Here is an 18,122-nt window from a genome sequence, read left to right as displayed (position 1 = left end):
ATCCAACAGGGTAGAGTATAAAAGCGTATTTTAAAAAACCGGTAAAACGCTTAGCGCACTACGCAATTCTCTTAGCGACTGCGCATTTCTCGTAGCCCACGAGGAAAAACAGCCTAAATAAGCGCTTTTTCGATAGCGTACTTGACAAGCCCCGCCGTATTCTTTACCTGTAATTTTTCCAGGATGTTTCTGCGGTGTGTATCCACTGTCCGGATGCTGATGAAAAGCTTTTCTGCGATCTCGCCGTTGGAGTGTTCCTGGGCGATGAGCTTGAGCACCTCGATCTCGCGATCGGAGAGGGGCGACCCCGAACTCTGTTTGGATGCAGAAGAGGGCTTGCTTTTCAGATCGGTAATGGCCTTCAACAATGTAGCCGACACCGTATGACTGAAATAACTGTTTCCCTGTACAACGGTACGGATAGCGGAAAGCAATTCGTCACGTCCCACATTTTTCAGCAAATACCCGCTCGCGCCAGCCTCCAGCATATAGATGATATGCTCCGCCTCCTCATGCATCGTCAGGGCCAGCACCCGGACATCCGGAAACATGGCCCGCACCTTCCGGGTAGTCTCCGTTCCATTGCTCCGCCCCATGTCGATGTCCATCAACACCACATCCGTCACGGTTTTTTGAAGCATATCCAACACCTCGCCCCCGCTCTCGGCTTCCCCCACAACCTCCATATCCTCCTCGCGCTCCAATATCCCCCGCAACCCAATCCGGATGATCTTATGATCATCCGCCAACAATACCTTGATCTTGCTCATAATCCTATTTTACAAAAAATAAACGGCACTCCCCCAATTAAATTTCACCACCCCCAAAAAACTCCCCCCAATCGCACCCCAACCCGCACCCTGACTACTGGCTACTGACTACTGACTACTGGCTACTGGCTACTGACTACTGGCTACTGACTGCTGGCTCCTGGCTTCTGGCTCCTGGCTCCTGGCTCCTGACTTATCCCCTCACGACAAAACTCTCACAATGCTCCACCCCCTCCTCAAACTCCAACAATATCCCCTCATCCTCCGGATAATACTTCGCCTTTTTATAATCCTCTCCTGCAAACTTCTTAATCGCCTCGATGTCCGTCCATTCCGTTACCGTCCAAAAATGACAGCAATCGGCGTCCATCTTTTGCCATACTTTGACCGACAGGTTGCCGGGTGTTTGCAGGTATTCCCGTGTGCCCTCGTTGAGGAGAAATTGAAGATAGGACGCTGCGTTCTTCAGAGCGGTTCGTCCATGCCAGATTCGGGTGATCATTTATCGGGGGTTTTGCGGGTGAAAGTCCGTAAATAGTTCATGCGATCAAACCAAAATGTATTTCAGAAATACAAATTATTCGACGGCCGGTTAGCCTGTGGGCAAAAATACCCAGGGCGCCCGGAAAATTTGCCCCAGCGCCACAAGAAAAGCGCGTCGTTGAAGCCGGCTTTGAGGATCAGCATGTGGCATGAAATTGTGGTAAGTATCAAAGACCCAATTTCACGATCACCATGAAAAAGGCACCTAAAAATCCAAACGATCACCAACGCGTGACGCCCTCCACCAGAGGAAGCAACGACGACCGGAAGTTCACCTCCTACGATACCCGGCGCCAGGAAACATCGACACCCCAAAACGTGCGGGAAGGCAATGAGTCTGCCGCGGAACAAGCTCGTCTGAAAAAAGCCAGAACAAAGTCTTCCTAGAGCCGGGCTTTATCGATTGCAGGTGTTACAGCGACCGACAATTGTTGTATCTACAGGACTGGGATGATTTATTTATTCAGGTATAGATTTGGTCGGCACTAGATTTCCGTTCGCGAAAATATTATTTTTGCAGGGAAAGGAGAGAACCCCCGTCTATAGTCCGTTCTCTGGTGTCGAAAAAATGGAGAAAAAGATCTGTGTGTTGTATGCTGATGATGATGCAGACGACGTCGAAATGTTTCAAGAAATTTTGCGCGAGATCGATCGCTCCATCCTGTTCCTGTATGCCGCCGATGGCCTTCAGGCCCTGAGGGTACTTCGAGAAGCGATCGTCCTCCCCGATGTTGTTTTCCTCGACATCAACATGCCCCTCATCAATGGCAAGGAATGCCTGATGGAGATTCGCCGTGACGAGAATTTGAAAACGATCCCCGTGGTGATGTATTCCACCTCCAGCACCGAGCACGAAGTCGTGCAATGTTTGGAACTGGGCGCTTCAGACTATCTCTGTAAAGCCGCAAACTATAAAAAACTGCGCGAGGACATTGAGTCCATTTTGAAGAACCTGAGGTCTACACAGGCTTATAAAATCAATTAGTCCAAGGGAACACGGCTGCTCTGCGCCCATCCCAGACCCGCCCGTAACAAAAAAACGACGGGCTGATTTTTTTCAGGACCCAATTTCCTACATTTCATATCCATAACCCGTATGCATATGAAACCGCTTTTCCCTGCTTTCGTCTTCTTTTGCATTACCCTAAACGTTGTCGCGCAGCCCGACCGGATAAAATCGATCTTCCCCGCGGGTACGGTCATGCATCAAAACATCGCCTACGCGAACGATACACTGAAAAAGCATTTGCTGGATATTTACCTCCCCGCCAAAGCCACTGCCAACACGCCCCTAGTGATCTGGGTGCATGGTGGCGCGTGGATGTTGAACGATAAATATGCGGACATGGGATATATGAAAAACACCATCCGCACGATCCTGGAAAAAGGCTATGCCCTGGCTTCCATCGACTACCGGCACAGCACGACGGCGGTGTTCCCCGCACAGATCCAGGATTGCAACCAGGCGGTCGAATACTTGTACAACCATGCGGCGACCTACAAGTTCGATAAGAATAAATTTGTACTGATGGGTTTCTCTGCCGGTGGACACCTGGCATCGCTGTTGGCCCTGTCGAACAACCAAAACCAACCTGGTTTTTATGCCGGGAATAAAAAGCCTTCGTTCCCGATCAAAGCGGTGCTGGACTTTTATGGCCCCAGCAACTTTTTACTTTTCTACGGAGGCGCGGATCCCAATGTGCCCGACGAAACGCCTGTCGGAAAACTGCTTGGCGCTTCGCCGGTGAAACGTCCCGATCTCAGCAACACGGCCAGTCCCGTGACCTATGTCGATAAAAACGACCCGCCGTTTTTTATTGTTCACGGCGAAAAGGACCAGGACGTTCCGCCTACGCAATCGTATCTCCTCAAATCCTATCTGGACCTGGCACATGTTAGAAACGAGTTGACGGTCGTGAAAGGTGCTCCGCACTTTGGTGAAATGTTCGACACGGAAGAAGTGCGCACAAAATTATTTGCTTTCCTGGATAGCGTCATGAAATAAAAAAAAGGCACCCGTCGTGGTGGATGCCTTTCTGCTTATTTCTTAATGATGCGATGGCGCTCGTACGGATCGTGCGCGGCCACCGGTTGCATGCGGTGTTGAGGCGTGTGATCGGCCGCCGGTTCCGTGAACGACCGTGGTTCGTGTCCGGCCGTTGGTGACATGGACCGGTGCGGTTCGCGTCCGTCCGTTGGTTGGGTGAAACGTTGTGGTGCGTGTCCGCCCGTTGGTTCCCTGATAGGTAGTGGTTCGTGTCCGCCCGTTGGTTCCCTGATAGGTGGTGGTTCGTGTTCGACCGTACGTTCCGTGGACGGTGTTTCGCGTGTTCACGTAACGGCTACTGGCCGGATGGTAAACCGCCCGCGTGTAGCGATAGTGCGTGACCGCCGGCCCCGTACGGGTTCGCACGATAACCGAGGTCGACCGCATTGGCGAATACATGCGGTGAGCATACACAACCCGGTGATAATTCACGACGCGATAATACGGACGGTATGGCGAGCAATACGCATAGAATCGATGCCAGCCCCACGGGCGCCAAGGGTGCCACCACCCGGGCCATCCACCCCAACCCCACGGCGAAGCCCACACTGTATACGAGGGGCCATAGATGTATTGCACGGCAGGCCAACCCCAAACATTGACGACTACCGGCGGCGCTACCGCTGCAGCCGGCTCAGGCTGGCTGGCCTGGGTTGATTGGGGCTCCACGATCAATTGCTCACCGTAAATATCTTCGTCACCGACGATTTGGAGCACCACGTCTTGATTTCCCTTTCGCTCCACTTCCACCACGGCAATGTCCTGGCTCTCGGTTTCGGATATGGCATCCTGGAGAACGAAGGCGTGATTATCGCCATCGCGTTTATCGATCACACGGATGTAGTCGATGTCGCCGTCGCCGTTCAGGTCCAGGTTGTTCACCCCGTTGTTTTCGGTGTTGATCAAACGCTCGAATTCTTGCGGCGAACCGGCTTTTTTGAACATTTCCAAGGCGCCTTCCAGGCTGAAATTGTCGCCGGGCAGGCCTGTGGAATCTTGCGCCACGCTGTTCTGCGCCGGGAGTGCCCCGGCGGCAAGCGTATAGGCTATGAGGCATATGATCTTCGTTACTTTCATGGCTTCGCTATTTATGTCTTCTTTATTTGCGTCTGCACTATTTTATAGGTTAGACTGGGTTGAAGGGGCGAGGTTTAAGCAGATCAAATCAAGGATTCTGCCAATTTTTCGGTTGTATTCCGAAATCCGGAGAAAATTATTCCCGTACATTATATTTACGCATTCGATGCCTTTTTGATGATTGTCACGCGCTATTTTTTAACTCCGCTATGTTCGCCCAGGTTGAGCACCCCGACCATTTAGATCCGCAAGCGCTGGACGCCTACCTGGCGCGGGGCTGGTTTAGGATGGGCCAAACCATCTTCACCACCAACTTCCTGCATTTTTCGGACCAAATGTACAGCGCCATATGGCTGCGTGTAGCGCTCGACGATTTTGGTAAAGACAGTGCCCAGGCAAAATTGTTCAAACAGAACAAAAATTTTCAAACCCGCATTCAACCGGCGGTACTCACTTCCGAGCACGAAGCGCTCTACCACCGCTACCGGCAGCCGCTGGCGTTCGAGCCTTCCGCCTCGTTGGGCCAGTTGCTGTTTGGCAAGCGCGCGGTGAATACGATCTACAATACCTATGAGATAACGGTACACGACGGTGAAAAGCTTATCGCCGTTGGTTTTTTTGACCTGGGCTTGCACAGCGCCATGGGCATTACCTCCGTGTACGATCCGGAATACAAAAAATACAGCCTGGGGAAATACCTCATTTACCGGAAAATGGATTTCTGTAAAATGCAGGGGCTCCGCTATTTTTATCCGGGATATTTTGTTCCCGGCTATGCCTATTTCGACTACAAGCTCACCATCGGCCGCACGGCACTTCAATTTCTAAAACTCACCACCCAACAGTGGGTGCCCATCGCCCAATTCAACGATGACGATGTGCCCTACCAGGTGATGTTCAACAAACTTGAAAGCCTCAAGGCACTTTTGCCCGCCGGCCAGATCCTGAAATATGAATATTTTGACGCGAACCTCGTACCCGACTTGAAGGATTTCGAGTTGTTTGATTTTCCGTTGTTGCTGCAATATTCGGATCCTTCGGAGAACGGCATTCTCCAGACGGTCACGTTTGATGTGCGCGACGGAGAGTTTCACATGCTGCTTTGCTCACCGGCGTTCACGCCAAAAGAACCCACGAGCGATCCGGACTTTTACTCGCGCCATCTCCTCCTGGTAGAACAGGAGCTCTTTTCAACGCCGTCGCCACACGACATGGCCGAAGTGATCCTGAAATTTGTCAGGCCCTTATCATAATTTTTTTAACGGGAAAAGAGTGAAGTGCCCGATCAGTCGGGCAGGGGTTTCACCAGGATGTCTTTGTAATAGACTTTGCTTTTTGGATCGTGTCCTTGCAAGGCGAACGTGCCGGAGGAAAGCTTGCCATTTTCGCCTTCGGTGTATTCGTTGATCACTTTATCGTTGATCTTTATCGTGATCTTTTTGCCTTGCACGGTAATGCTTTGCGTGAACCACTCGTTGTCTTTTGCTGGCGCAACTTTAACATCCTGGATGCCATAGACACTGCCGGTCTTGCGCCAATCGGTATGGGTATTGTTCACCTGGATCTCGTAGCCCTTGGAGGGCCATCCGTCTTCCTGGTAGGTCGTGTGAATAAAGATGCCGGAATTCGACCCGGGTGTGGTCATGACCTTCACTTTGAATTCAAAATTTTTGAACGTGTGATTCATCACCGGCCCTTCATAGAACAAATGTGCACGATCGCCATTCACCACGATCGCGCCATCGGCGATGGTAAACGTACCCGGATGTTCGGCGACTTTCCAACCGTCGAATGTTTTGCCATCCCAGAGACTGATCCATTCGCTCGCTTTATTTTCAGGAGGTCTATGCGACGACAAGGTGAGCAACAAGAGGAGGGGCAGGCAAAGGGTGACGAAGGTTTTCATGGCTGAGTTTTTTGTGAAAAATAAAGATACCGAAATGTTTCTAAAGGGAATCGCCTTCACAAACGGAATACACGAGAGGCAAGGCGGAATGGATGTGCGGTAGCTGCGCGGCAAGGTCCGCTGAATAAGTGCGGCGGGTCATTTGGATTGCTTTCGATTTTTGCATCTTTGTTAATGAAGACCGGTCTTCCAAGCTTAAAAGAGTACACCCATGGATAAACGATCATTTCTGAAAGCATCAACCGCTTTGGTGGCCGGCACGGCTTTATCGCGCCTGGTAGCTTGTTCGCCCGATAAAAAACCGCTGTCCAACTGGTCGGGCAATTTGGAGTACAGCACCGGCAATGTGTTCTATCCTAAAACCGTCGAAGAAGTGCAGGCGGCGGTGCGGCAATGCGACAAGGTGCGTGCCTTGGGTTCGCGCCACTCCTTCAACCGCATTGCCGACAGCACGGAAAACCAGATCTCGCTGCGAGACCTGAACAAAATCGTTTCCCTCGACAAAACAGCCGGTACGGTCACCGTGGAGGCTGGTGTGAAATACGGCGAAGTATGTCAATACCTGCATGAGAATGGGTTTGCATTGCACAACCTCGCATCGTTGCCTCACATTTCTATTGCGGGTTCCATCGCGACGGCCACCCATGGCTCGGGCGTAAAAAATGGAAACCTGGCCACGCAGGTTATCGCGATCGAATTTGTGAACGGCAATGCCGAGATCATACACCTGTCGGCCGAAAAAGATGGCGACGTGTTCTACGGCGCTGTGGTGGGGTTAGGCGGGATTGGGGTGGTCACGAAGGTGACGCTGCAACTTCAACCGACGTTCAACATGCAGCAAGTGGTGTATCGCAACCTGCCCATGCAGGCGTTAGAAAATAATTTTCTCGAGATCATGTCCAGCGGCTATAGCGTGAGCTTGTTTACGGATTGGAAGAACAAAAACGTGAACGAGGTCTGGATCAAAAGCCGCGTAGAGGATGGCGTACCCCCCGCGATAGCACCGGAGTTTTACGGGGCCAAACTCGCGACGCAAAACATGCACCCCATCGAAGACCAGCCGGCGGGAAATTGCACCGAACAAATGGGCATCCCAGGCCCGTGGTTTGAAAGGCTGCCCCACTTTAAAATGGGGTTCACACCCAGCGCCGGTAAAGAACTGCAGGCCGAATATTTTGTGCCGCTCGAACACGGCTACGAAGCCATGATGGCGATGGAAAAGCTTCACGATAAGATCGCCCCGTACATCTTTATTTCCGAGATCCGCACCATCGCCGCCGACAACCTCTGGCTAAGCCCTTGCTACAAACGCGATGCCGTGGCGTTGCACACCACCTGGAAGCAGGATTGGGATGGCGTGATGAGCGTGCTGCCGCTCATTGAAGAACAACTCGCACCCTTTGGCACCCGCCCGCATTGGGGCAAGCTGTTCACCCTGGCACCAGCGGTGTTGCAGTCGCGCATCGAAAAGCTGGATGACGCCCGGAAACTTTTTAACCGGTATGATCCCCAGGGAAAATTCAGAAACGAGTTCCTGGACGTCAACCTTTACCCGGCGGCGAGTTAGCAGAGTATGCAGGCCTTTACCCAGCATACCCGTTTTCGTTGTATTTTTAGACGTTTGTCCAGCCCAAGCTGAATCCCTTGCATTCTATGAAGGACGACCATCCTCAATTGAGAACCGTAAACGTAACCCGCTACGTCACGCCGTTGCGCGAAGGCGGGTCGCTGCCGGCCATCGCCGAAGCCGACGACCAGTTTCTTTATGTACTGAAGTTTCGGGGCGCGGGCCAAGGCTCCAAGGCCTTGATTGCCGAACTGGTCGGCGGCGAGATCGCGCGCATCCTGGGCCTGCGGGTTCCCGAAATAGTTTTCGCCAACCTCGATAGCGCCTTCGGACGGATTGAAGGCGACGAAGAAATACAAGACCTGTTAAAAGCCAGCGTGGGTCTGAACCTGGCACTCCATTATTTGTCGGGCTCCATCACATTCGATTCGTTGGTGATACCGGTAGACACACGGCTTGCTTCCCGGATTGTGTGGCTCGATAGTTTGCTGATGAACGTGGACCGCACCGCGCGCAATACCAATATGCTGTGGTGGCATAAAGAACTGTGGCTCATCGACCATGGCGCATCGCTGTACTTTCATCATTCCTGGAATGGTTGGGAAGAACCTGAAAAACCATTCCCGCTGGTCAAGAATCACGTGCTGCTGCGCCAGGCCAAAGAACTGGACGCGGTGAACGCCGAGTACGCGGCGTTGCTTACCGAAGCCCGCATTCGCGACATCGTGGCCCTGATCCCCGACGAGTGGTTGGTGGAGGGCACACCCTTTGAAACACCTGAGAAACACCGCGAGGCCTATACGCAATTTTTGACCACGCGCATTGCCCATTCCGATTTTTTTGTAAAAGAAGCCCAGTATGCAAGAGAGTCACTTGTTTGAGTACGCCGTCATCCGCGTGGTGCCCCGTGTCGAGCGAGAGGAGTTCGTCAACGTGGGCGTGATCCTGTATTGCTCGCATGAAAAGTTTCTCGATACCCGCTTCATCCTAAACCCGGATCGGGTCAAAGCCCTGTGCGGCGAAGTCGACCTGATGGAATTGAACAATCACATCGAATCTTTCGAACGCATCTGCCGAGGAGGTTCCGCGGCCGGTCCCATTGGCGCGCTCTCGATCGCCGAACGTTTTCGCTGGCTTACGGCCACACGCAGTACGATCCTCCAAACGTCCAAGGTGCACCCGGGACTGTGTGACGACGCAAACAAAACCTTGTTGCGTTTATATCATGAGCTGGTCTTGTGAATGAATAGCCGCGTATGAAACGTCCCTGATCCATGGGGGCTTTTTGAGTTCTATTTTACTTCTTCACGCCACCCCAGTGAAAAAGTGTCGCAAACAACCCCTCTAATTGCCGCGTTCAGACACCCTCTGTTGCAGCGGACGCCAATATCTTTGTATCGCTATCACGCATAACATTTCTGCTTTGGAGCGGTTTGTGAATACAACGGCGTGTAACACCATTCGTGATCCATCAACCTAAAAATTAATACCATGGTAATCTTAAATCCCTATCTGAATTTCCAGGGCAACACGGAAGAAGCTTTCAACTTTTACAAATCGGTGTTCGGCGGAGAATTTGCGTTCATACAACGCTTCAATGAATCGCCGGCTGGTGCAGGCATGTCGCCCAAAGAAGCCAAAGGTCTGATGCACGTATCCTTGCCGATCGGTGGCAACATGCTCATGGGAACCGACGCCGTGGAGTCGATGGGGCAAGTGGTGAAACCGGGCAACAACATTCACTTGTGCCTGAGTCCCGATTCCAAAGCGGAGGCCGATAGACTGTTCAAGGCACTTTCGGCAGGAGGCACGCCCGTGGTGCCGATGGCAGATCAATCCTGGGGCGCATACTTTGGGATGGCTACCGACAAGTTCGGAATCTCCTGGATGATCAATCAGGACAACAATAATAACAAAGGATAGAGGGAAGCGAGCTGCCTGTCGGCAGCTCGCTTTTACTTAGGTTCAATTTTCTTTTGAGATCACTTGTAACGCCAAGAAAATGATGATCGAAGTTTTTAAAACCAACGTCCGGCATCGCGCCATCGCCAACATGTTGATCGAACACATTCATGAAACGTGTTCGCACTACAAAGCCACCTTCGACCTGGAAGATTGCGACCGGATCCTTCGCGTGAAATCTTCAACAGACGAACTGGAACCGCAGGTGCTGATCGACATTCTGCAGGAGTTTGGATTTCATGCCGAGGTCCTGCCCATGGAGGACCAGCCGGCCGATCCGTTGTTCCGGTTGCTGCCTTAAGATTTTTTTGCCTCCGGACATTGTTCCCCCAAGGGAAGCCAAACTTTTTGTTTGGCACGAACGTTTCTACGACATTGCATTTCGCATGAAGGTAGAAAAATACATTCCCTCCCCCGCATTGAGGCCTTACATCAAGGCCTTTATGATCGTGGCGAGCGATGGGGGGATGGAAAACCGGATTTTGCCCAGCACATCCATGGTGATGGCTTTCCGCCTTGCCGGGGATATTACGATTGCTGAACAGGATAGCACTGCACCCTTGCCCTCGTCCATCATCACAGGCTTGCGAAAAACACCCCGGCTTGTCCGTTACGAAAAAGGTGCGGCCACGCTATTGGTCATCTTTGAAGAGGGCGGGGCATCGGCTTGGTTTCGGGAGTCTTTGCACGAATGGTTTGGAGCGAGCGTTGACCTGGAGGATATTGTGCGCCGTGACCGGCTGCGGGATTTGGAAGAGCAGTTGATGGAGGCCGTAAGCAACCGCCGCCGTATTGCTTTATTAGAACAATTTCTTTTGTCCACAAAAAGAGAAACTCCGCACGATCCCTTGGTGCTTCATGCGGTGCAAACCATACAACAGGCAAAAGGCGACATTCGCATCGCCACCCTCATGGACACGTTGCCCATCAGCCGGGATCCGTTCGAGAAGCGTTTTCGCAAAATTGTCGGTACTTCCCCCAAACATTTTTCGTCCCTCGTGCGACTGCGAGCGTTGATCGATAATTATTCCACCCATAAAAGCCTGACCTATGCCGGTCACGCGGCTGGTTATTTCGACCAGGCGCATTTCATAAAGGATTTTAAGGTATTCACCGGCCTCACGCCACACGACTTCTTCAAAGTGCCGCCACATTGGTAAGCTTGCAGTTGCATCGTTTGAAGCGCACCACCCTGCATGTTAATGATGTTGGTTTGCGGAAGAACGATTGCGAAATATTTACCCACTACATTAGTTTTGAATTTTAAAGCACAAAAGATGAGTAAACCAAAAGTAGGATGGATTGGGCTGGGCAATATGGGCACACCGATCGTAAAGAATTTGTTGAAAGCCGGTTATGGCGTCCAGGTCTTCAATCGCACGAAAGAAAAGGAAAAGGAAGCCGTTGCTGCCGGGGCAGTTTCGGCCACAAGCCCCGCCGCGATCATAGAATCATGCGACATCATCTTCACAATGGTGTCGGATGATGTGGCCGTGAAGGCGGTATTCGATGGCAAAGACGGCTTGTTGGAAAAGAATCACACCGGCAAGCTGGTGATCGATATGAGCACGGTTTCCCCTGAAACTTCGCGCTACTTGGCCGACCGTTGTCTGCAAAGAGGTATCGCATTCCTGGAAGCGCCGGTGTCAGGCAGCGTGAAACCTGCGCAGGATGGCACGCTTATTATTTTAGCGGGTGGTGAAGCGGATGCCTATGCCAAAGCAAAACCACTTTTTGATGTTATTGGAAAACTATCATTGCACCTGGGTGGCCAGGGCGCCGGCAGCTCGGCAAAGTTGGCGATGAACTATTTTGTAGCCCTCACGCTGCAAGGCCTCGCCGAGATGGTGGTCTTTGCCGAAGAGAACGGAGTGAAAAAAGAAGACATGCTCACGATCATGAATGAGGGATCGTTTGGCAGTCCCGCCTTGAAGCTGAAATCGTCATCCCTGGTCGCCAATACTTTTTCACCTGCATTTGCCTTAAAGCTCATGGCCAAGGACCTCCGTCTGATGAAAGACGCGGGATTGGACACGCCCATGTTTCCGGCGGTCCACGACAGCTATCAGCAAGCCTCACAGACCGCTTTCGCGGAAGAAGACGTCATGGCCATTTTCAAATACCTGGAAAAAAAATACAGGTAATGCAACAACGGAAATACCGCGGAGAGAAAGAAAAAAAGGTTGCGCAAGAAGCGAAGATAAAAACCTATGACACCCGGTCTTTTCGCGACCGTTTCATGCAGCAGGAACAAGCGTTGGACAATATCCTGAAATCGGATTTTGGAAAATTCTTTATCGTGCGTGTAGAGGACATGTTGCGGCTGATCAAACTGCCCGTGCCACCGGCGCGCTCGACGGCGCACACGCTCATCTACCTGACGTCCGGCGAAGCCAACATGACCATCGGCAGCGAGTCGTACACGATCTATAAGGATGAATGTCTGGTTGTGCCGGCAACCCAGGTTTTTTCATTCCGGCACCGCGATGTGAACAAAGGATATTTGTGTCATTTTCGGGACGACAGCCTGCTAGGGAAGTTTAGCAAGCATGCGTTGCTTAAAGACTTCGAATTCCTACAGCCCTGGAACGCGCCACGCATCGCACTGGACGGCGAGACGTCACAGCACGTTGAGCATCTTTTCAAAAGATTGCTCAACGAATATTCCAAACATGGACTGGATCACATCGATGTGATCCAGTCGAACTTTATCGCGTTGTTATGTGAAATCAATCAAGCGCGCACGAACGTGTCGGTGGACAAACCATCGCCGGCGGGGCATCTCACAAATCGTTTCAAAGCACTGTTATTTACGCATAGCAAATCGCATCACCGCGTAGGCGATTATGCGGCTTTGCTGAACATCAGCGCCAATCACCTCAACAAATCCGTTAAAGCCGTCACGGGCAAATCGCCAACCAAATGGATTGATGAGGCGCTGGTGTTGGAGGCGAAAGTGTTGCTGCACCAAAGTAATTTGTCGGTCAGCGAGATCGCCGCGGAAGTTGGTCTTTTTGATCCATCCTATTTCAGCCGCTTGTTCAAGAAACAGGAAGGCGTGACGCCGCTGCAATTCCGGAACAGGATTGAAAAATCCTAAAAGAGTCCGCATTCATCCTAATCCAGCAGCAGGTTTCGGTCTTCTTTTGTGAGGAACAAATCGACGCCCCTCATGTATGCCTTTGTCTTATGGTTTCATTCCCTTTTTCGTTGGGCGGTGTTGGCCGGCCTGTTGTATGCTCTTTATCGCGCCTACCGTGGATACCGGCTGCAAATGGATTTCACAAAACACGATGAAGCCGTGCGCCACTGGACGGCTACGCTGGCGCATATTCAATTGACGGCCGGTTTCTACTTGTATCTGATCAGTCCGTTTGTGAAAGCGTATTTTTCTAGCGCTAAATCCGCTGGATACACCGAAGGAACATTTTTTGGGTTGATCCACATCACGTGCATGCTGATGGCCGTGGTGATGATCACCCTGGGCTCTGCGCGGGCAAAACGAAAAGCTTCCAGCCGCGATAAATTCCGGACCATGCTGGGTTGGTTTGGCGTGGCGCTGCTCGTTATATTGCTGGCCGTTCCGTGGCCCTTTTTGCCATGGGCCCATCGTCCGTATATACGACCATTTTAAAATATGAAACAATATCTCCAATCACCGCTCGGCCGGTTGCGCCTCGTAGCATTTCTCGAAGGTTTATCGTTGATCCTCCTGGTATTTGTCGGTGTGCCGGTCAAGTATTTGATGGGCAATCCCATGCTGGTGAAGACCATCGGTCCCGTGCACGGCGTCTTGTTCGTGGTGTATGTCATCATCACCCTGGGCGTGGCCGTGGAGCAGCGTTGGAAATTTATGACCACCACCTGGAAAGTATTGCTGGCCAGCTTTATCCCCTTTGGAACATTTTATATCGACAAGACCATTCTGCGCAAAGCGACAACCGCGGAATAACGCCGCGATGCGTTTCCAAGCGTAGGGTCAAAATATCGCGTAGTTACGGAAGATATTCCTCCGCTTCGTATTCCTCCGCCTCAGGAAGGCGCGGTTCCCCGGGCCTCACCCGTGCATCGATGCGGGCGATGAGTCCCAGCATGGTCATGAAGATAATGGAAAGCACCTGGGAAATGAAGAACACTTCCTGCGGATATAGCCCGACGATCATCATAAAGAAAACCGTAAGCGCAATGATGACTACCGATCGCCACACCGGGTCACGTGTTTTGAAGTAGATGGAGACACCGTACCCGAACATGATGGCCGAGATGGCACACCATAAGAGCAGCCCAACCCAGCCGGTTTCAATAGCGATCTTCACGTACTCAGAGTCGGGCGGGAATGAACCGATGAAGGTGTTGGGTGAATATTTCATCCCCAGGTAGCCGGTGCTACCCAACCCAAAGCCTATGGGATTGGCACGAATGTAGGCCCGTATGGTTGCCTGGTTTCTCAGGCGCACCGCCATGGACGGATCGTCGGTGCCGGAGAAAGCAGTGCTCATCACATACAACGCTCCGGATGAAGGCCCGACCACTACCGCCGCGCCGATCAGAATAAAACACCCCACGACAATCAGCACTTTGCGATGCAACGTGATGGCGGCAAAGATAACCATGCCCACCGGCAGCATGATCATGGCCGTGCGCGAACCGGTATAGAGCATTGACCAAAAACAAACAAAGCACGTAATGACCGAAAGTATGCGCAACCTCAATTTCGTTTCGTAGAAAAAGACAATGAAAGCGGCAACGCCGGTGATGGCCATCACCATCCCAAATTCGGAAGGAGAGAAGAAGAATGAGAATTTGCGCAGGCGGCCCCAGGTGAACAAGGCCCCATACAAATTCTCATCACTGCTGGCCCAGGCATAGTCGAAGGAGGGTAAGCCGGCAAATTCCTGGAACAATCCGTACATACCGCAAAGCAATCCCAGCGAAAACCAGGCGATGTAAAGCGCGTGAATATCCTTTTTGCTTTCGATCGAGGAATAAACAATGAAGAATGCCGAGATCAGGGGGATGTATCCACGCAAGGCCAGCGCTCCGGCCACACGCGAGGTGGCGGCAGGGTTGAGCAGTTGGAGAAACAGGTAAAAGACCCAGAGGGAAAGCAAAATGCCCGGTAAAGTTTTCAGACCACCGATCCGGCCGTTGAGGATGAGCGTGAGCAAAATGACAAAACAAAGCCCCTGAATGGCCTCGCCCACCGGTATGCCAAACAATCCGAATGCTTTGATAAAAAACGGGATCAGAAAGCTACTGGCCAGCAGAAAAAATATGTTATAGCGCGGGAACCGGTACGAGATGTAAAAAACGGAAACAAACAAGATGATGCCGACGACCAGCACATTAATGACAATGCCGAAAAGATTCGCGAGCAACAGGACGCCGACGTTGAGCGCGATGAGCAGGATGCCCATGAGCCACGAATTCCGGAGGGAAAAGACAGGCGCAGGCATTATCCAAACAGAATTTTATAGAAGAAGAACAAGGAGGTGACCGCGCCCAGCAAGATCAGGGCAAACCTGTGAATTTTTTCGAAGCCGATTTTATTCTCATCGTCCATGCGCTGCAGCATTTTGGGGCATTCGCACCAAAGATAGCGAATTTGACGCTTTCCCGGATCGCCCGATTTGTGGATTTGGATGGTCATTCTGCCAGCCGGTTCAGGCTGGACGCTTCATCCTCCTCGCCCTACAAGGTGCTGCGGGTCTTGGAGGATAGCAGGTTGATAACCACTTTGGGCCAATCCTTGTTCATGAACGGCTTCTCGAACAGCAGGTAGCTGATCACGCTCACCACAAACACCAACGGTAGGAAAATAACCGCTTGCACGATGAGGTTCACTTCGTAATAGTTCGTGATCTGCAAATTACGGGTCAGGATCATCAGGAACTCTGCGAGCGGCAAGTGAACGAGATAGATCGTGTAGCACATGCCACCAATGGACATGATCCAACGGTTGGTGACAAAGCGGTTTGCATAGTTGCCACGGAAAACAGAATAAAAGAAAACAAAGAACAACACCGCTTCCGCCAAACGATCGGGGAAATTGAATTCCCAATCCCAAACGAGAATGACCAATACCAGCGAAGCCAGCGCCAGGAAATCGAAAAGCGTATTGCGCCGGGGGCGTACCTCTTTCCAATCCACCAGGTAAATGTCGGTGAGGATAAAGCCGATGAGGAAATAGTGAAGATATCCCAGCACGGTGAGGTAATAGGGCAGGCGGAAGAATTCAAACTTCTGCTGCACGATCATGAAAAGAAAAATGAACAACGTCATGCAAATGCGCCGCGTCACCTTGTTGCGGATGGAGAAAAATCCCCAGGCGAGGAAAGGCGCCAGCACATAGAACTGGACTTCGACCTCTAGCGTCCACGTGGCGGGGTTGATGAGCGACCAACCTTGATAAATAAGCCCGTGGGTGTAGGTGATATTGGCAAAATAATGCGGCAGGTATTCGGCAAAACTTTGGTGCTTGAAAAGGACAAACGCCACAAACATGATCGACATCCAAATGATGTAGGGTGGTTCCAGGCGGGTGAGCCGGCGGATATAGTAGTTTTTCAGTTTCATTTCCGTTTGCCCGGCCAGACGCTTGGCCGCAAACGGTAGCGCCAGGATAAAACCGCTGATGATGAAAAACACATAGACCCCGATAAAACCCCGCGTGGCCACAAACGCCAGGACATTGTCTTCCACCGGGCTGGAAAACTCGATGATCGTATTCCGTACAAAACGTTCGTGCAGGTGCTGGATGAGAACGGTAAAAATGGCAATGAAGCGAAGGCCGTCGATTTCCCGGATGAGCTCGGCACCGGTCGTGATCCGTTTGAGCCGATCGGGCAATCTGTTCAAAAATTCAAACATTGAGGCAAGGGTAGTTTTATCAGCTTTAAAAATAACCGTTCATTCTTGATTTTTACCTATTGACCAACCTATTTCTAGTGAAATTGTGGAATTCAAGGTAATGTCTTATCTGGCGGGGTGGATTGGAATGTTGCCGATGCGTTTTTCAAAATCTGGTTATGGTAGTATGCCCAGAAGTTTAAGTTTATTTTAAGCGTTCACACATTCATGGTAAACCTGGATGTGTAAAATTTTTCACAGTTCCGTTGGCAACTAAATGGGGCGTGCCTTGGACTAGCGAGCATCGTCCAGCACCACCTCCGCCGACTCCACCACCATTCGGACAAACGCCGTCTCGGTGAACGTGTCCACCAGCCGTCGCTGATACGCCACTTCCTGCCCCGGTTTTATCGGCTCGACAATCGTGAAGCGCGTGACGCGAGTGGCGTCAGCAGATTTTCCATACGTAACCAACAACACGACATTTTTATAAGTAGTCAGCGAAGCGGTGTTCCGGAGACGTCCGTTGATGACCGTTTGACGGATGGGATTTTTCTTCCACGTGTGATGGTGATGAAGAAACGTTTTGGCGTTCCGTGCCTCTTCTTCGTAGACGGGGTTATTCTTTTTACGCCACGACGAAAAACCCATATCGGTGACTTCGGTTTTTGTTACCGTTCGCTGTCGCGTACTGAAGGTGGCGTGTTCGTGGGTGGTGACGAGCACTTCGCTTTCCGGCTCTCCCGTGGCAGCAAATTTTACTTTCCCTTCCGTAACGGAAAGTGTTGTGAGGGTATCCTGCGCCTTCACGTTAAAGGATGTTCCCAAGACGCGCGTGGTGGTGGCGCCGGTGACCACCTCGAAGGGGCGGCTTGCATCGGGAGTCACTTGAAAATAACCCTCGCCTTCCAGCGTCACCCGCCGGAGGTTGCCGTGAAATTCTTTTGTGTAGGAAAGCCGGCTATGTGTATTCAACCAAACTCTGCTGCTGTCGGGGAGATAAAAGCTGGCGACCTGATCGCCGGTGGTCCGTTCGAATTCAGCAGCCGGCGTCAGGGTGAAATAAGCGTACACCGAAAGCATGACGATGAGCAGACAAGCAGCAACCTTCAGGAACAACGCCCGGTCGGGAAACGCGCGGCTGATTTTTGTGCGGTCCGTTTCGTCTTTTTTGATGCGTTCCAGGAGGCGCGTGAGTTCGGTCTCGGTATCGGGATTATAGAGGACAAGTTTCTTTCCGGAGTTTTTCCAAAGCGCCTTCGCTTCCTGGAAGATACGGCGGTGCTCATCCGATTCCTGCAGCCAGGATTCCAGCGCTAAGCGACCGGCCTCATCCAGCTCGTTGGACAAATAAGCGATAATGGCTGCTTCCTGAGACTGATGGTCCTTCATAGAGTATCT

At 51.6% G+C, this 18,122-nt stretch carries 22 protein-coding genes; 14 read left to right on the top strand and 8 right to left on the bottom strand.

Annotated features, from left to right (window positions below; translation table 11 throughout):
- Positions 1–113: 113 nt before the first annotated feature.
- Both D4L85_RS02960 and D4L85_RS02955 read right to left on the bottom strand, forming a co-directional pair.
- Entirely contained in the window at positions 114–770 is a 657-nt protein-coding gene (locus D4L85_RS02960) for a response regulator transcription factor (protein ID WP_119752922.1), read from the bottom strand.
- A 193-nt stretch (positions 771–963) separates the two neighbouring features.
- Positions 964–1,272: a protein-tyrosine phosphatase family protein gene (locus D4L85_RS02955; RefSeq protein ID WP_119752921.1), complete on the bottom strand. Its 309-nt coding sequence runs from the start codon at positions 1,270–1,272 to the stop codon at positions 964–966.
- A 233-nt stretch (positions 1,273–1,505) separates the two neighbouring features.
- Between D4L85_RS02955 and D4L85_RS02950 the strand changes: the two genes are divergently transcribed.
- The 3 genes from D4L85_RS02950 (at position 1,506) to D4L85_RS02940 (ending at position 3,318) form a co-directional block, all read left to right on the top strand.
- Positions 1,506–1,700, top strand: a complete 195-nt coding sequence (locus D4L85_RS02950) for a hypothetical protein (protein ID WP_119752920.1) — start codon at positions 1,506–1,508, stop codon at positions 1,698–1,700.
- A 181-nt stretch (positions 1,701–1,881) separates the two neighbouring features.
- The gene (locus D4L85_RS02945) at positions 1,882–2,298 is read left to right on the top strand and encodes a response regulator (protein ID WP_119752919.1); all 417 of its coding nucleotides are present in this window, start codon (positions 1,882–1,884) and stop codon (positions 2,296–2,298) included.
- Between the two features lie 117 nt (positions 2,299–2,415).
- Positions 2,416–3,318, top strand: coding sequence for an alpha/beta hydrolase (locus tag D4L85_RS02940; RefSeq protein ID WP_119752918.1), 903 nt, complete (start codon positions 2,416–2,418; stop codon positions 3,316–3,318).
- A 42-nt stretch (positions 3,319–3,360) separates the two neighbouring features.
- On the opposite strand, the gene D4L85_RS02935 is transcribed toward D4L85_RS02940, so the two are convergent.
- Entirely contained in the window at positions 3,361–4,437 is a 1,077-nt protein-coding gene (locus D4L85_RS02935; RefSeq protein ID WP_119752917.1) for a hypothetical protein, read from the bottom strand.
- 209 nt (positions 4,438–4,646) lie between these two features.
- Between D4L85_RS02935 and D4L85_RS02930 the strand changes: the two genes are divergently transcribed.
- A complete protein-coding gene (locus tag D4L85_RS02930) occupies positions 4,647–5,690 on the top strand; it encodes a GNAT family N-acetyltransferase (RefSeq protein ID WP_119752916.1) in 1,044 nt (347 codons plus the stop codon).
- A gap of 32 nt (positions 5,691–5,722) precedes the next feature.
- On the opposite strand, the gene D4L85_RS02925 is transcribed toward D4L85_RS02930, so the two are convergent.
- A complete protein-coding gene (locus D4L85_RS02925) occupies positions 5,723–6,343 on the bottom strand; it encodes a 3-keto-disaccharide hydrolase (protein WP_119752915.1) in 621 nt (206 codons plus the stop codon).
- Between the two features lie 211 nt (positions 6,344–6,554).
- Between D4L85_RS02925 and D4L85_RS02920 the strand changes: the two genes are divergently transcribed.
- From D4L85_RS02920 to D4L85_RS02875, 10 genes are all read left to right on the top strand, one after another.
- Positions 6,555–7,910 carry an FAD-binding protein gene (locus tag D4L85_RS02920; RefSeq protein ID WP_119752914.1) on the top strand — a complete coding sequence of 452 codons (1,356 nt, stop codon included), beginning with the start codon at positions 6,555–6,557 and terminating at the stop codon, positions 7,908–7,910.
- A gap of 86 nt (positions 7,911–7,996) precedes the next feature.
- Positions 7,997–8,791 (top strand): HipA family kinase, encoded by a 795-nt coding sequence (locus tag D4L85_RS02915; protein ID WP_119752913.1) that lies wholly within the window; start codon positions 7,997–7,999, stop codon positions 8,789–8,791.
- Positions 8,769–9,152: a DUF3037 domain-containing protein gene (locus D4L85_RS02910; protein WP_119752912.1), complete on the top strand. Its 384-nt coding sequence runs from the start codon at positions 8,769–8,771 to the stop codon at positions 9,150–9,152. Before D4L85_RS02915 ends, D4L85_RS02910 begins: the two co-directional genes overlap by 23 nt.
- A 249-nt stretch (positions 9,153–9,401) precedes the next feature.
- Positions 9,402–9,833 (top strand): VOC family protein, encoded by a 432-nt coding sequence (locus tag D4L85_RS02905; RefSeq protein WP_119752911.1) that lies wholly within the window; start codon positions 9,402–9,404, stop codon positions 9,831–9,833.
- A 79-nt stretch (positions 9,834–9,912) separates the two neighbouring features.
- Positions 9,913–10,173: a hypothetical protein gene (locus D4L85_RS02900; protein ID WP_228450751.1), complete on the top strand. Its 261-nt coding sequence runs from the start codon at positions 9,913–9,915 to the stop codon at positions 10,171–10,173.
- A gap of 85 nt (positions 10,174–10,258) precedes the next feature.
- Complete coding sequence (locus D4L85_RS02895; protein WP_119758630.1) at positions 10,259–11,032, top strand: helix-turn-helix domain-containing protein; 774 nt, start codon at positions 10,259–10,261, stop codon at positions 11,030–11,032.
- A gap of 117 nt (positions 11,033–11,149) precedes the next feature.
- Positions 11,150–12,016: an NAD(P)-dependent oxidoreductase gene (locus D4L85_RS02890; protein WP_119752910.1), complete on the top strand. Its 867-nt coding sequence runs from the start codon at positions 11,150–11,152 to the stop codon at positions 12,014–12,016.
- The gene (locus tag D4L85_RS02885) at positions 12,016–12,972 is read left to right on the top strand and encodes an AraC family transcriptional regulator (RefSeq protein ID WP_119752909.1); all 957 of its coding nucleotides are present in this window, start codon (positions 12,016–12,018) and stop codon (positions 12,970–12,972) included. Before D4L85_RS02890 ends, D4L85_RS02885 begins: the two co-directional genes overlap by 1 nt.
- A gap of 72 nt (positions 12,973–13,044) precedes the next feature.
- Positions 13,045–13,506, top strand: coding sequence for a hypothetical protein (locus D4L85_RS02880; RefSeq protein WP_119752908.1), 462 nt, complete (start codon positions 13,045–13,047; stop codon positions 13,504–13,506).
- Between the two features lie 3 nt (positions 13,507–13,509).
- Positions 13,510–13,824: a DUF3817 domain-containing protein gene (locus tag D4L85_RS02875; protein ID WP_119752907.1), complete on the top strand. Its 315-nt coding sequence runs from the start codon at positions 13,510–13,512 to the stop codon at positions 13,822–13,824.
- A gap of 43 nt (positions 13,825–13,867) precedes the next feature.
- Here the strand turns inward: D4L85_RS02875 and D4L85_RS02870 are convergent, their stop codons facing one another.
- The 4 genes from D4L85_RS02870 to D4L85_RS02860 all read right to left on the bottom strand — a co-directional run bounded on the left by D4L85_RS02870 (position 13,868) and on the right by D4L85_RS02860 (position 18,113).
- The gene (locus D4L85_RS02870) at positions 13,868–15,328 is read right to left on the bottom strand and encodes an O-antigen ligase family protein (RefSeq protein WP_119752906.1); all 1,461 of its coding nucleotides are present in this window, start codon (positions 15,326–15,328) and stop codon (positions 13,868–13,870) included.
- A complete protein-coding gene (locus tag D4L85_RS34310; RefSeq protein ID WP_160143506.1) occupies positions 15,328–15,522 on the bottom strand; it encodes a hypothetical protein in 195 nt (64 codons plus the stop codon). The genes D4L85_RS02870 and D4L85_RS34310 overlap by 1 nt, the downstream gene beginning before the upstream one ends.
- 41 nt (positions 15,523–15,563) lie before the next feature.
- On the bottom strand, positions 15,564–16,742 hold the full coding sequence (locus tag D4L85_RS02865) for an acyltransferase family protein (RefSeq protein ID WP_119752905.1): 1,179 nt from the start codon (positions 16,740–16,742) through the stop codon (positions 15,564–15,566).
- Positions 16,743–17,015: 273 nt separating this feature from the next.
- The gene (locus D4L85_RS02860) at positions 17,016–18,113 is read right to left on the bottom strand and encodes a FecR family protein (protein WP_119752904.1); all 1,098 of its coding nucleotides are present in this window, start codon (positions 18,111–18,113) and stop codon (positions 17,016–17,018) included.
- Positions 18,114–18,122: the final 9 nt, after the last annotated feature.

Source organism: Chryseolinea soli (assembly GCF_003589925.1).
In the GTDB taxonomy this organism is placed as follows: Bacteria; Bacteroidota; Bacteroidia; order Cytophagales; family Cyclobacteriaceae; genus Chryseolinea; species Chryseolinea soli.
Note: the sequence above shows the minus strand (reverse complement) of the source record. Positions and strands in the feature narration are given on the sequence as shown.